Here is a 12,197-nt window from a genome sequence, read left to right on the forward strand (position 1 = left end):
GACGCTTCAGCGCAGGCGCCGCTGGCAGCGGGGGCAGTAATGGCTCGACCGGTTCATGAACGCCTCGCGGCGGATCGGGCCACCGCATCGAGGGCATGGCTCGCCGCCGCGTCCATAAGCGTTCAGCGAGTGAGCGAAGTAGCCGGCCTGTCCGTTGACGTTGACGTACTGCGCATCGAAGCTCGTGCCACCCTCGGCAAGGGCCTTGGCGAGCACGGATCGCACCTCGGCGAGGAGCCGGTGGACCGCGCGCGTCGACAGCAGATTGGCAGGGGACTCCGGGTGGATTCGAGAGGCCCAGAGGGACTCGTCGGCGTAGATGTTGCCGATTCCGCTGACGACGCCCTGATCGAGGAGCACGCGCTTGATCGCACTCGCCCGGTGCGCGAGCGCTGCTCGGAACCCGGCATCGTCGAACAGCGGGTCGAGCGGATCACGAGCGATATGGCGCACCTGAGCGGGGATCTCCGTCGGACCGTCCATCACGAGCGAGTCAACGGCCAACGAGCCGAAGGTCCGCTGATCGGCGAACACGATCGCAAGCTCGCCATGCGTCGGATGTTCGAGGCCGATGCGCACCCGTTCGTGTCGCTCCGGTCCAGCGTCCGGCGCACGCAACAGCATCTGACCGCTCATCCCGAGGTGCGCGATCAGCGCCGACTCCGGCGAATCCAGCGGCAGCCACAGGAACTTCCCGCGCCGAGACGCTCCGGTGAACGTGCGACCTTCGAGGCGCGAGACGAAATCCGCTGCGCCGGCGGCATGTCGGGTGAGCGCTCGTTCGTCGAACACGCTCACCGCAGTGATGACCGAACCGACGGCGGCCGGCGCGAGTCCGGCTCGCACGACCTCGACCTCTGGGAGTTCAGGCACGCTCGTTGAGCGTGCGCCAGGCGCTGAGCGCCGCAGCCATCTCCGCAGTCTTCTTGCTGCTGCCGACGCCGCGCATGCTCACGTCGCCGACGATGACCGTCGCCGTGAACCGTCGCTCGTGATCGGGGCCGCTCGCCTCGATGATGTACTCGGGCGGGGTCGCCCCCACACGTGCAGCGAGCTCCTGCAGGCTCGTCTTCGGATCCATCGCAGCGCCGTAGCGTTCGGGGTCGGCAAGCAACGGAGCCGTGAGTCTGAGCACGAGCTCGGTCGCGGCTTCCGGACCGGCGGACAGATACGTCGCGCCGATCACGGCCTCCATGGTGTCTGCGAGGATCGAGTCCTTGTCGCGACCGCCGGTCTGCTCTTCACCACGACCGAGCAGCAGGTGACTGCCGAGGTCGATGCCGCGGGCCACCTCCGCGAGGGCGATGGTCGAGACGACGCTTGCGCGCCGCTTCGCCAGCTGCCCCTCGGAGAGATCCGGGTGCGTGGTGAACAGCATCACCGTGACCGCCTGGCCGAGCACCGAGTCGCCGAGGAACTCCAGGCGCTCATTGTGCGGAATACCGCCGTGCTCGTAGGCATAGGAGCGGTGGGTCAAGGCCAACTCCAGAAGCTCCGCGTCGATATCGACGCGGAGCTTATCTGGGAGAGGTCTCGTCCCCCCGGGGACCTCGGTCACGATTGGTGGTCGTGATTCAGACGTCTGCGACCTTGCGGCCCTTGTACTCGAGGAACAGCTCAGTGCCCTGCGAGTCGGTGACGACCTTGGCCTGGTGAGGACGGCTGTAGACGACCTGACCGTTCTCGATGGTCTTGACGAGGGCGACGGGAGCCGCCTTCCACTGCGCGCGGCGCGAGCGGGTGTTCGAACGGGAGACCTTACGCTTCGGGGGGTTACCAGCCATGACTAGCTCTCTTCTTTCTCGGCGGCACGAGATTCATCCGTGCCGTCTTGGTCTGTGATCTGCTGGAGCGCGCTCCACCGAGGATCGATGGGAGCCGCCTGCTCCGTTCCGGTGCTCTCGGCCAGTCGTTCACCCGTTCTCGGGTCGAGACCCGGGCAATCCGGCTGACACACCGGCTGAAAAGGAAGCGACAATACGGCCGCATCCCTGACGAGAGTTTCAAGATCCACGTGGTCGTCTTGAACCTCGAAGTCAGTTTCTTCCTCACCAGGATACGCGAAAAGCTCCTGGAACTCGACTTCGACGGGCCGAGTGATGTCGATCAGGCATCTTCCGCACACGCCGACGTACTCCGCCTCGGCGTTTCCGGACACGAGAATGCCCTCGTGGACCGACTCCAGACGCACATCGAGATCGATCTCGCTGCCTGCCTCGATCGAGACGATGCCCTCGCCCCATCCTTCTTTCAGGGCCACGGAGAACTCATGTTCGCGCATCTCACCCGGACGTCGGACGATGTCGCGGACGGGGAGGATGAAAGGGCCGTTCAGTCGGGAGCGCACCTCTCCATGCTACCGGCTCCCCCTGGGCAGGGCCTCAGGGGCGTCTGTGATCAGAGGCCGCGCGAACCGGTGTCGAGGAAGGCAGCCACAGCCGGAGGGACGAACGGAGACACGTCTCCCCCGAGCGAGGCGACCTGTCGGACCAGCGAGCTCGACACCATCGCGTGCGAAGGGTCGGGCAGCAGGAACACGGTCTCGATGCCGGCGAGGTGTCGGTTCACGATCGCCATCGGCGACTCGTAGGCCACGTCGATCTGCGAGCGGATGCCCTTCACGAGCACGCCGGCGTTCACATCCCGGGCATAGTCGACGAGCAGACCCATGCTCCACGATCCGATCACGATGTTGCCGGTCATGCCGTCGTCTTCGATCGACCGTTCCAGCAGCTCGAGTCGATGTGTGATCGGCAGCATCGCTTCCTTGCCGGGGTTGTGCACCACCAGCACGTGCAACTCGTCGAACAGACCGGCTGCTCGTCGGATCACATCGAGATGACCCAAGGTCGGCGGATCGAAGGAACCCGGGACGACGGCGATCCGGCTGCTCATTGCACCAGCCTAGGGCACACCCGATCTCCGGACGCCGAGTCGGTCACGGAGCGTCAGTTCTTCGCGAGCGCGGCACGATCCTCGTCGCTGACGCGGCGGCCGATGACGTCGCGGAGTCCGTCGTGACGAGCAAGCTCGGGATCGTCGTCGAGAATCGCTTCTGCGATCTCCCTGGCGGCGGCGATCAACCCCGCGTCCTTCACGACGCGCAGCAGCTTGAGCGATGAGCGCACGCCGGCCTGTGCGGCACCGAGCACGTCGCCCTCACCACGGAGCTCGAGGTCGACCTCCGCCAGTGCGAAGCCGTCGAGTGTCGCGGCGACGGCCTCGACACGCTCCCGGGCGAGCGAGTCGGCCTCGGCTTCGGTGACCAGCAGGCAGAGGCCGGGCACACCGCCACGGCCGACACGACCGCGCAGTTGATGGAGCTGGGAGACGCCGAAGCGATCGGCGTCGAGCACGATCATGGTGGAGGCATTCGGCACATCGACGCCGACCTCGATCACGGTCGTCGCGACCAGCAGGTCGATCTCACCGCGCGCGAACGCCTGCATCACGGCGTCCTTCTCGTCTGATGGCATGCGCCCGTGCAGCACGGCTCTGCGGACGCCGCCCAGCTTCGGATGCGTCGCGAGCACCTCGTCGAGCTGCACGACGCCCCACCGCGGTCCGCTGGCTCCCTCTGGGGCGACCACGGGAACCGCGGGCTCGGCCTGCTCGGCAGGCTTCTTGGTCGTGTCGATCGCCGCGCACACCGCGAACACCTGTCGCCCCTGGGCGATCTCCTCGGCCGCGCGCTCCCAGACGCGGTTGAACCACCCCGGATGTTCGGCCAACGGCGCCACGAACGACTCGATCCCGGCGCGCCCGACCGGCATGGTGCGGATCACGGACGTGTCGAGATCGCCGAAGACGGTCATCGCGACGGTCCGCGGGATCGGCGTGGCGGTCAGGACGAGGGCGTGCGGACTCGAACCCTTCGCGCGCAGCGCCTCGCGCTGCTCGACGCCGAATCGGTGCTGCTCATCGACCACGACCAGACCGAGGTCGGCGAACGTGGTCTTCTCGCCGAGGAGCGCGTGCGTGCCCACGACGATCAGCGCCTGTCCGGAGGCCACGCGCAGTGCGGCCTTGCGGCGCTCAGCGGCCGGCATCTGGCCGGTGAGGAGGGTCGGCATCACCAGTGGAGCGAGCTGCGGACCGAGCATCTTCGCGATCGAGCGCAGGTGCTGCCCGGCGAGCACCTCGGTCGGTGCGATCAGCGCCGCCTGTCCCCCGCTCTCGGCGACCTGCAGCATGGCCCGGAGCGCCACGAGCGTCTTTCCGGATCCGACCTCTCCCTGCACCAGTCGATTCATCGGCCACGTGCCGACGAGGTCAGCCGCGATCTGCGCGCCGACCGTCTGCTGGTCCGGGGTGAGGGTGTACGGCAGCATCGCGTCGAAGCGCTCCAGCAGCCCGCCAGGTGAGGCGCTGCGTGCAGTGGCCGACAGTGCACGAACGGCAGCCCGCTGCTGCAGCAGCGCAGTCTGCAGAGTGAGCGCCTCGTGCATGCGAAGCGTGCGAACGGCCGGATCGATGTCGTTCTTCGTCCGAGGGCGGTGGATCCGCTCCAGCGCCTCCGGGGCGGTCAGCAGGTCCTCCTGCACCCGGACCGCTTCTGGCAGCGGGTCGGGGACGTCTGCGAGATCGTCGAGCACTCGACCGATGAGGCGGGCGATCTGCCAGGTCTGCAGCGTGGACGTGGCCGGGTAGATGGGGATCGGCACTGCGGCCCTGGCATCGGCACGGCGGCGTGCTGCGTCCTCATCATCGAACAGCTCGTACTCGGGGTGCGAGAACTGCGTCGTGTTGTTGAACATGCCGACCTTGCCGGAGAACACCCCACGGCGGCCGACGGCGAGGTCTTTCGCCCGCCACTCGGCAGCTCCGACGTTCTTCGCGAAGAAGGTCAGCGACATCCGCCCGATGCCGTCACCGATGATCACCTCGACCATCGCACCGGGCCGATTGCGCATGCGTCGGAAGCTCGACGACAGCACCTCGGCGACGATCGTGACCGTCTCACCGATCGGCAGATCGCGGATCGGGGTGAGTTCGCCCGGATCGGCGTAGCGGCGTGGATAGTGCGCGAGCAGATCGCCGACCGAGCTCATGCCGAACGCACGATCGAGGGTCTTGGCCGGGGCCGTGCCGAGGGCCTCGTCCAGCGACGAATCGAGCGTGAGCGACATGCTCCGAGTCTAGAGAACGCCGCGGACACCCCGACCCGCTCGCGGTCGGTATCGTGTTCGGGTGACCAGGATCATCTCCGGCAGCGCCGGCGGCGCCCGACTCGACGTCCCGAACGCCGGCACCCGGCCCACCAGCGACCGCGTGCGCGAGTCCCTGTTCGGTGCACTCGACGCGGCGGACGCGATCGAGGGAGCGCGAGTGCTCGACCTCTACGCGGGCTCAGGAGCCCTCGGGCTCGAGTCGCTCAGCCGGGGCGCGTCGAGCGTCGAGCTCGTCGAGAGCGGACGCGCTGCCGCCGCGGTGATCCGTCGGAATGCCGCGACCGTGGCACGAGCGGGGAAACTGCCGACCGCACGAGTGCACGAGAGCGCCGTGCGACCGTACCTGCAGCGTGCAAGCGGCCCGTTCGATCTCGTCTTCACCGATCCGCCGTACGACCTCGACGACGCCGCGATGGACGGCGACCTGCAGCTGCTCGCACCCCTGCTCTCGTCGGACGCGCTCGTCGTGGTGGAACGCGCGAAGCGGTCGACCGCGCCCGACCTGGCATCGGCCGGCCTCGAACTGATCCGGGAGAAGAGCTACGGCGACACCACCCTGTGGTGGGCGACGCCGGCGCGCGGCGGCAGCGAGACTCAGCCGGACGCCGAGTCCCAGTCGCGGTAAGGGTCCCAGCCGCTCACATCGACCGGCTCGTCGTCGCACAGCAGTGCCACCGGTCCCTGCTCGCACACCTCGCCGATCACGCGGAATCCAGGGGGAAGGATGCCCTCGGGGAAGGTGGCGAGCAGCGCGTGGTCCTCGCCGCCGGCCAGTGCGCCAGTCGGGTCGGCGCCCAGTGCAGCACTGTCGAGGGCGAGGGTGACCCGCGATGCCTCGGCCAAGCGTCCCGCATCGAGTGCCAGCCCGTCGGAGACGTCCATCATCGCCGTCGCGCCCGCTGTCGATGCCACGGGGCCGAGTCCGATCGGAGGCGACGGCCGCAGCTGCGCGTCGACCGCGCCCCGCTCTCCCGGTCCGAGCCTCGATGCGTCGACGGGCACGGGCGCCCCGTCTTCGGTGAACCGGCCGAACAGGATGCCGAGCCCGCGCGCGGCATGACCGAGCTCACCCGCCACAGCGACCACGTCACCGGGGCGCGCACCGGCACGGGTCACGGCGCGTCGACCACCCAGATCGCCGAGCGCCGTCACGGCCACCGTGAGCACGTCCGAGGTGGTCAGGTCGCCTCCGACGACCGCGCACCCCGGCGCGAGGGCGTCGCAGGCGTCGCGGAACCCGTCGGCCAGCCGTTCGACGAACGACAGGCGCAGATCGCGCGGGATCGCGAGGGCGACCAGCAGGGCGGTCGGGGTCGCACCCATCGCGGCCACATCGGCGAGGTTCACGGCCGCCGCCTTCCAGCCGAGGTCGTAGCCGTTCGTCCACGCGAGCCGGAAGTCGGGGCCGTGCACGAGGGTGTCGGTCGTCGCGACGACCGTGCCCGATGGTGCGGCGATCACGGCCGCATCGTCGCCGGGGCCGATCAGTGTGTGCGTCGCCGGCGCCGTCCGCGACAGGATCGCGTGCAGGATGGTGCCTTCGGAGAGATCGCCGAGGCGCGGATCATCGGCTTCGGGTCGGGAGGACATGCTGTCAAAGGTAGCCTGGAAGCATGTCCCGTCTTCACCGTCTCGCAGCCGCCGGTGCTGCGCTGACCGCGGTCGCGTTGCTCTCCGGCTGCTCGACCACGGTGCATCTCGAACCTGCGGCCGACGCGAACAATCCGGTCTGCGCCGCGGTGTCCGTGCTGCTCCCCGAGAACGTCGGCGGCTTCGACCGAGTGTGGACCGATGCGCAGGCCACCGGCGCCTGGGGCGACCCGACGATCGTGCTCCGTTGCGGCGTCGAACCACCGGCGCCGTCAGCGCTCGTGTGCACCACGCTCGGTGGCATCGACTGGCTCGTGCTCGACCAGGAGGACACCAGGCAGCGTCTCGTGACGTACGGTCGCGACCCCGCGATCGAGGTCAACATCAAGCGCGGCGAGGAGATCGACTTCGGGACGATCGTCGACAAGCTCTCGAAGAGCATCCAGTCCGGGCTCTCCCCCGCGACCGCGAAGTGCACGGATCGCGTCGAGTTCCCCGTCGGCTGAGCCTCAGGGAACTCGACGCCTGATCCTCAGCGCCGCAGACCCGCCTCGATGAGCTCGGAGATCAGGTCGCCGTAGCTGAGACCCGATGCGACCCAGCACTTCGGGAACATCGAGATCGGCGTGAACCCGGGCATGGTGTTCAGCTCGTTGACGACGAGACCGCCGTCGGGCGTCAGGAACATGTCGACCCGTGCGAGACCGCGTCCGTCGACCGCATCGAAGGCGCGAACGCCCGCATCCTGGATCGCGGCGAGCTCCTCGTGGCTGACCTCGGCGGGGCAGACCACGTCGACGCCGTCACCGCCGAGGTACTTGCCCTCGAAGTCGTAGAACCCGCGCGCGGTCAGCACGATCTCTCCAGGGAGCGAGGCACGGGTGCCGTCGGCGGTCTCGAGGATCGCGACCTCGATCTCACGCCCGGACACACCGGTCTCGATCAGCACCTTCTCGTCCTCCGCGAAGGCGATGGCGATGGCTGCGTCGAGCTCGTCGAGCGCCTCGACCTTCGAGACACCGACACTCGAGCCGGCGCGAGCAGGCTTGACGAACAGCGGGAGACCGAGCTCGGCCGCCGAGGCTCGCACGGCTGCGGCATCCGCATCCCACTGCCGGCGTCTCACCGTCACCCACGGGGCCACCGCGAGGCCGGCCGCCTGCAGTGCGATCTTCATGAAGTGCTTGTCCATGCAGAGCGCGGAGTCGAGCACACCGCCGCCCGCGTACGGCACCTCGAGGGTGTCGAAGTAGCCCTGGATCGTGCCGTCCTCACCGTGCGGGCCATGCAGGATCGGCAGCACGACGTCGATCTCGCCGAGGTCTTCGACGGAGCCGTCGGCACGCACGACTCGCAGTGTGCGGTCGCCGCCGGGCTCCGGCCACCGCACGCGGCTGCCGTTGTCGACGACCTCCGGCAGATGCTCGGCATCCAGCGGGAACTTCGCCGGCTCGTCGTCCTCGAGGACGAACGCTCCTTCACGGGTGATCCCGACCGGGATCACGGCGTAGCGGTCGCGGTCAATCGCGCCCAGCACGCCCCCCGCCGTTGCGGAACTGATCGAATGCTCGCTGGAGCGCCCTCCGAAGAGCACCACCACCGTCTGCTTGTCCATGGTTGGTCCTCTCCCCTTGCGGGGTGTCGTCGTCCGTCGTCAGGTGGGGGGCGATGTCACGGGGATCCATCTTGCCATCGAGCACCATCTTCACCTGCTCGACGATCGGCATGTCCACTTCGGATTCGCGCGCGAGCTGCAGCACCGGTGCGACGGACGCGAGGCCCTCCGCGGTCTGCTGCATCTGCTTCACGACGTCCTGGAAGCTGTAGCCCTGTCCGAGCAGCCGCCCGGCGGTGTTGTTCCGGCTCAGCGGCGATTGGCACGTCGCGATCAGGTCGCCGAGCCCGGCCAGCCCCTGGAGCGTCTCGGGGTGCGCGCCGTTCGCGACCGCGAAATCGGTCATCTCCACGAGGCCGCGCGTGATGATCGATGCCTTGGTGTTCTCGCCGTAGCCGACGCCGTCGACGATGCCGATCGCGACCGCGATCAGGTTCTTCAGCACGCCGCCGAACTCGGTGCCGATGACGTCGGTGTTCACGAAGGTGCGGAAGTAGCTGTTCCGAGCGGCCCGTGCGACGATCTCCGCCGTCTCCTGGCTGCGCGAGGAGATCACTGCGGCCGTCGGCTGCTCCCGAGCGATCTCGAGTGCGAGGTTCGGACCGGATGCCACGGCGATGCGGTCGGGATCGCAGCGGAGCTCCTGCTGGATCACCTGGCTCATGCGCAGCCCAGTGTCGCGCTCGACACCCTTCATCAGGCTCACGATCTTCGCATCGCTGTCGGCGAGCAGTGGCCGCAGCGCTTTGAGGTTCTCTCGCAGCGACTGGCTCGGCACCGAGAGGTACACCTGCTCAACGCCGTCGAGCGCCGTCGAGAGCTCGTGCGTCGCGGCCATCGACCGGGGCAGGTTGATCCCCGGAAGGTAGCGGGAGTTGCGCTTCGCTTCGTTGATCTCCTGCGCGAGCTCGGCACGCCGCGCCCACATCGTGACCTGCGCGCCGCCGTCGGCGAGGATCTTGCCGAAGGTGGTGCCCCAGCTGCCGGAGCCGATGACGGTCGCTCTCGGACCCGTCTGCACGATCTTCTTAGGAGTCAAGACGACCCGTCTCCTTCTGTCCGTGCGTCGTGGGGTTCCAGCGTTCGGCCGGAGCCTTCTCGTCGCGGAGCTGCTCGAGCAGCTCGGTGACCGCGTTCATCAGTCGGGTGGTCGCCTCATTGAGCGCCGCCTGCTCCCCCGCGCGTCCACGCAGGTCCGAGACGTCGATCGGGTCGCCGATGAGGACGCGGACCGGCTTGCGCAGCGGCCAGAGGCTCAGACCCTTCTGGTAGCGGCCCATGATCTCCTGCGTGCCCCACTGGGCCATCGGGATCAGCGGGATGCCATCAGCCAGCGCGAGGCGCACAGCACCGGACTTGCCACGCATCGGCCACAGCTCGGGGTCGCGCGTCAGCGTGCCCTCCGGGTACACGATGACGCCGCGGCCGTGCTCGACGAGCTCGGCAGACTGCTTCATGGTCTGCTTCGCGGCCGTGGCAGACGAGGTGCGAGCCACCGGGATCATGCCGGTGCGACGCATGATCCATCCGAGCACCGGGATGCGGAACAGGCTCTCCTTGGCCATGAACCGCGGAGCCCGGCCGGCTCGCCACACGGCGACCGCGACGACCAGCGGGTCGAACTCCGAGTAATGGTTCGGCGCGAGCACGAAGGACCCTTCGCGAGGCAGCTTCTCCGCGCCGACCACTCTGATCTTCGCGAGGAGCGACACCAGCGGGATCACGATCACCGCGACCGGCCAGAACAGGCTCGGTCGCGTGACCTCGGAGGACCGGGCACCCATGCGGGTCACCGGAGGACGTCGAAGTCGGCGCCGACCGCGTCGAGCTTGGCGAGGAACTTCTCGTATCCGCGGCTGAGGATGTCGACACCCGACACCTTCGATTCGCCTGCTGCCGTCAGCGCGGCGATCACGTGGCTGTATCCGCCACGGAGATCGGGGACGACGATGTCGGCACCATGCAGCGGGGTGGGACCCGTGATCACAGCGGCCTGCTCGAGGTCACGGCGCGGCACCCGGCGAGGGCCGTCCTGCAGGCCCCTCGGGTGCACGACGATGTCTGCACCCATCTTCACGAGCGCATCCGTGAAGCCGAGGCGGTTCTCGTACACGGTCTCGTGCACGACCGAACGGCCCTTCGCCTGCGTCAGGGCGACGACGAGCGGCTGCTGCCAGTCGGTCATGAAGCCTGGGTGCACGTCGGTCTCGATCACGACGGGCTTGAGCTCGCCGTCGCGACGGAAGAGGATGCCGTCCTCTTGGATGTCGAACCAGCCGCCCGCCTTGCGGAAGACGTTCAGGAACGTGAGCATCTCCTGCTGCTTCGCACCGCCGACGAAGATCTCGCCGTCGGTGGCCAGCGCAGCGGATGCCCAGGACGCGGCCTCGTTGCGGTCGAAGATCGATCGGTGGTCGTAGCCACGGAGCTTCTCGACGCCCTCGATCACGATGACCCGGTTGGGCTCGTACGAGATGATGGCGCCCATCTTCTGCAGCACCGCGATGAGGTCCATGATCTCGGGTTCGATCGCGGCGTTGCGGAGCTCGGTGGTGCCCTCGGCACGCACCGCCGTCAGCAGCACCTGCTCGGTGGCGCCCACACTCGGGTACGGCAGGTGGATGTTCGCTCCGTGCAGGCGAGCGCCGGGACGGGAGAGACGGATGCCGCTCGGGAGCTTCTCGACGATCGCACCGAACTTGCGCAGCGCGTCGAGGTGGAAGTCGATCGGACGGTCGCCGATGCGGCAGCCGCCGAGGTCGGGGATGAACGCCTGACCGAGACGATGCAGCAGCGGACCGCAGAACAGGATCGGGATGCGCGACGCACCGGCGTGGGCGTCGATCTCCTCGAAGTGCGCGGACTCGACATCGCTCGGGTCGAATACCAGCGAACCGGGTTCGTCACCCTCGGAGACGCGGACGCCATGCACCTCGAGCAGCGAACGCACCACGGCGACGTCGCTGATCGCGGGGACATCCCGCAGAGTGCTCACCGTCTCACCGAGCAGCGAGGCCACCATCGCCTTGGTGGCGAGGTTCTTCGCGCCCTTGACGTCGACACGTCCGCGCAGCGGGCGTCCTCCTCGGATGGCGAGGACGTCGCCGGTGAGCGCAGGGGCTCCGTCCGGAAGAGCATCGCGCACGGGTGTCGTCATTCGGAGCCTCACTTCATTCACTGATATCGGGGGCGGGCGCCCCCTTGACCCCCCGACCTGCCCCGACTACTGAATGGGGAGAGTGCGGGGCCGCCACGACTCGCGGCGGCCCTCGAACTGCGCGATCTTCTCTTCGTTGCGCAGTGTGAGCCCGATGTCATCGAGCCCTTCGAGGAGCCGCCATCTAGTGTAATCGTCGATCCCGATGTCGGCCTGGACGTCGCCGATCGAGGCGGTGCGCGCCTCGAGATCCACCGTGATGCTCGTGCCAGGATTCGCGTCGATCTCGGCCCAGATCCGCTCGAGATCCTCCTCCGAGATCGTGGCGGCCAGCAGGCCCTGCTTCCCCGAGTTCCCGCGGAAGATGTCGGCGAAACGCGGGCTCAGGACGACCGAGAATCCGAAGTCGCGGAGCGCCCAGACGGCGTGCTCGCGACTCGATCCGGTGCCGAAGTCAGGACCGGCGACGAGGACCGACGCGCCGATGAAGGGCGCCTGGTTCAGCACGAACTCCGGGTCCTGGCGCCAGCCGTAGAACAACGCATCCTCGAAGCCCGTCTTGGTGACGCGCTTCAGGAACACGGCGGGGATGATCTGGTCGGTGTCGACGTTGGAGCGCTTCAGGGGAGCAGCGATACCGGTGTGGGTGACGAACTTCTCCATG

General features: G+C 68.3%; 14 protein-coding genes. 2 read left to right on the forward strand and 12 right to left on the reverse strand.

Going from position 1 to position 12,197, the window contains the following annotated elements; all coding sequences use genetic code 11:
* Positions 1-6: 6 nt before the first annotated feature.
* The 6 genes from mutM to RS83_RS15725 all read right to left on the reverse strand — a co-directional run bounded on the left by mutM (position 7) and on the right by RS83_RS15725 (position 5,129).
* Positions 7-873 (reverse strand): bifunctional DNA-formamidopyrimidine glycosylase/DNA-(apurinic or apyrimidinic site) lyase, encoded by an 867-nt coding sequence (mutM, locus tag RS83_RS15700; protein WP_045280407.1) that lies wholly within the window; start codon positions 871-873, stop codon positions 7-9.
* Entirely contained in the window at positions 866-1,558 is a 693-nt protein-coding gene (rnc, locus tag RS83_RS15705; protein WP_045280408.1) for a ribonuclease III, read from the reverse strand. Before rnc ends, mutM begins: the two co-directional genes overlap by 8 nt.
* Positions 1,559-1,574: 16 nt before the next feature.
* Positions 1,575-1,784 (reverse strand): 50S ribosomal protein L32, encoded by a 210-nt coding sequence (rpmF, locus tag RS83_RS15710; RefSeq protein WP_017830754.1) that lies wholly within the window; start codon positions 1,782-1,784, stop codon positions 1,575-1,577.
* A gap of 2 nt (positions 1,785-1,786) precedes the next feature.
* A complete protein-coding gene (locus RS83_RS15715; RefSeq protein WP_045280900.1) occupies positions 1,787-2,335 on the reverse strand; it encodes a YceD family protein in 549 nt (182 codons plus the stop codon).
* Between the two features lie 62 nt (positions 2,336-2,397).
* A complete protein-coding gene (coaD, locus tag RS83_RS15720; RefSeq protein ID WP_045280409.1) occupies positions 2,398-2,895 on the reverse strand; it encodes a pantetheine-phosphate adenylyltransferase in 498 nt (165 codons plus the stop codon).
* Between the two features lie 53 nt (positions 2,896-2,948).
* Positions 2,949-5,129 carry an ATP-dependent DNA helicase RecG gene (locus tag RS83_RS15725; protein WP_045280410.1) on the reverse strand — a complete coding sequence of 727 codons (2,181 nt, stop codon included), beginning with the start codon at positions 5,127-5,129 and terminating at the stop codon, positions 2,949-2,951.
* Positions 5,130-5,190: 61 nt separating this feature from the next.
* Here RS83_RS15725 and rsmD point away from each other — a divergent pair, with 61 nt between their 5' ends.
* Positions 5,191-5,796, forward strand: coding sequence for a 16S rRNA (guanine(966)-N(2))-methyltransferase RsmD (gene rsmD, locus RS83_RS15730; protein ID WP_045280411.1), 606 nt, complete (start codon positions 5,191-5,193; stop codon positions 5,794-5,796).
* Here the strand turns inward: rsmD and thiL are convergent.
* Entirely contained in the window at positions 5,766-6,761 is a 996-nt protein-coding gene (gene thiL, locus RS83_RS15735; RefSeq protein WP_045280412.1) for a thiamine-phosphate kinase, read from the reverse strand. The two genes, rsmD and thiL, sit on opposite strands and share 31 nt — an antisense overlap.
* Positions 6,762-6,784: 23 nt before the next feature.
* Here thiL and RS83_RS15740 point away from each other — a divergent pair, with 23 nt between their 5' ends.
* The gene (locus tag RS83_RS15740; RefSeq protein WP_045280413.1) at positions 6,785-7,267 is read left to right on the forward strand and encodes a DUF3515 family protein; all 483 of its coding nucleotides are present in this window, start codon (positions 6,785-6,787) and stop codon (positions 7,265-7,267) included.
* A 26-nt stretch (positions 7,268-7,293) separates the two neighbouring features.
* Here the strand turns inward: RS83_RS15740 and RS83_RS15745 are convergent, their stop codons facing one another.
* From RS83_RS15745 to leuD, 5 genes are all read right to left on the reverse strand, one after another.
* Positions 7,294-8,376, reverse strand: a complete 1,083-nt coding sequence (locus RS83_RS15745) for a D-alanine--D-alanine ligase family protein (RefSeq protein WP_045280414.1) — start codon at positions 8,374-8,376, stop codon at positions 7,294-7,296.
* Positions 8,282-9,415 carry an NAD(P)H-dependent glycerol-3-phosphate dehydrogenase gene (locus tag RS83_RS15750; RefSeq protein ID WP_082071695.1) on the reverse strand — a complete coding sequence of 378 codons (1,134 nt, stop codon included), beginning with the start codon at positions 9,413-9,415 and terminating at the stop codon, positions 8,282-8,284. The genes RS83_RS15745 and RS83_RS15750 overlap by 95 nt, the downstream gene beginning before the upstream one ends.
* Positions 9,405-10,160, reverse strand: a complete 756-nt coding sequence (locus RS83_RS15755; RefSeq protein ID WP_045280415.1) for a lysophospholipid acyltransferase family protein — start codon at positions 10,158-10,160, stop codon at positions 9,405-9,407. Before RS83_RS15755 ends, RS83_RS15750 begins: the two co-directional genes overlap by 11 nt.
* Before the next feature lie 5 nt (positions 10,161-10,165).
* Complete coding sequence (murA, locus tag RS83_RS15760; protein ID WP_045280416.1) at positions 10,166-11,533, reverse strand: UDP-N-acetylglucosamine 1-carboxyvinyltransferase; 1,368 nt, start codon at positions 11,531-11,533, stop codon at positions 10,166-10,168.
* 66 nt (positions 11,534-11,599) lie between these two features.
* Complete coding sequence (leuD, locus tag RS83_RS15765) at positions 11,600-12,196, reverse strand: 3-isopropylmalate dehydratase small subunit (RefSeq protein ID WP_045280417.1); 597 nt, start codon at positions 12,194-12,196, stop codon at positions 11,600-11,602.
* Position 12,197: the final 1 nt, after the last annotated feature.

The sequence above is a fragment of the Microbacterium oxydans genome (assembly GCF_000956525.1).
Classification (GTDB): Bacteria; Actinomycetota; Actinomycetes; order Actinomycetales; family Microbacteriaceae; genus Microbacterium; species Microbacterium oxydans_A.

Excerpts from the sequence above, each read along its gene's own strand:
- RS83_RS15725 (WP_045280410.1), bottom strand. The coding sequence starts at position 5,129 with ATGTCGCTCACGCTCGATTCGTCGCTGGACGAGGCCCTCGGCACGGCC.
- leuD (WP_045280417.1), bottom strand. The coding sequence starts at position 12,196 with ATGGAGAAGTTCGTCACCCACACCGGTATCGCTGCTCCCCTGAAGCGC.
- thiL (WP_045280412.1), bottom strand. The coding sequence starts at position 6,761 with ATGTCCTCCCGACCCGAAGCCGATGATCCGCGCCTCGGCGATCTCTCC.
- coaD (WP_045280409.1), bottom strand. The coding sequence starts at position 2,895 with ATGAGCAGCCGGATCGCCGTCGTCCCGGGTTCCTTCGATCCGCCGACC.
- RS83_RS15740 (WP_045280413.1), top strand. The coding sequence starts at position 6,785 with ATGTCCCGTCTTCACCGTCTCGCAGCCGCCGGTGCTGCGCTGACCGCG.
- RS83_RS15755 (WP_045280415.1), bottom strand. The coding sequence starts at position 10,160 with ATGGGTGCCCGGTCCTCCGAGGTCACGCGACCGAGCCTGTTCTGGCCG.
- rpmF (WP_017830754.1), bottom strand. The coding sequence starts at position 1,784 with ATGGCTGGTAACCCCCCGAAGCGTAAGGTCTCCCGTTCGAACACCCGC.
- RS83_RS15745 (WP_045280414.1), bottom strand. The coding sequence starts at position 8,376 with ATGGACAAGCAGACGGTGGTGGTGCTCTTCGGAGGGCGCTCCAGCGAG.
- murA (WP_045280416.1), bottom strand. The coding sequence starts at position 11,533 with ATGACGACACCCGTGCGCGATGCTCTTCCGGACGGAGCCCCTGCGCTC.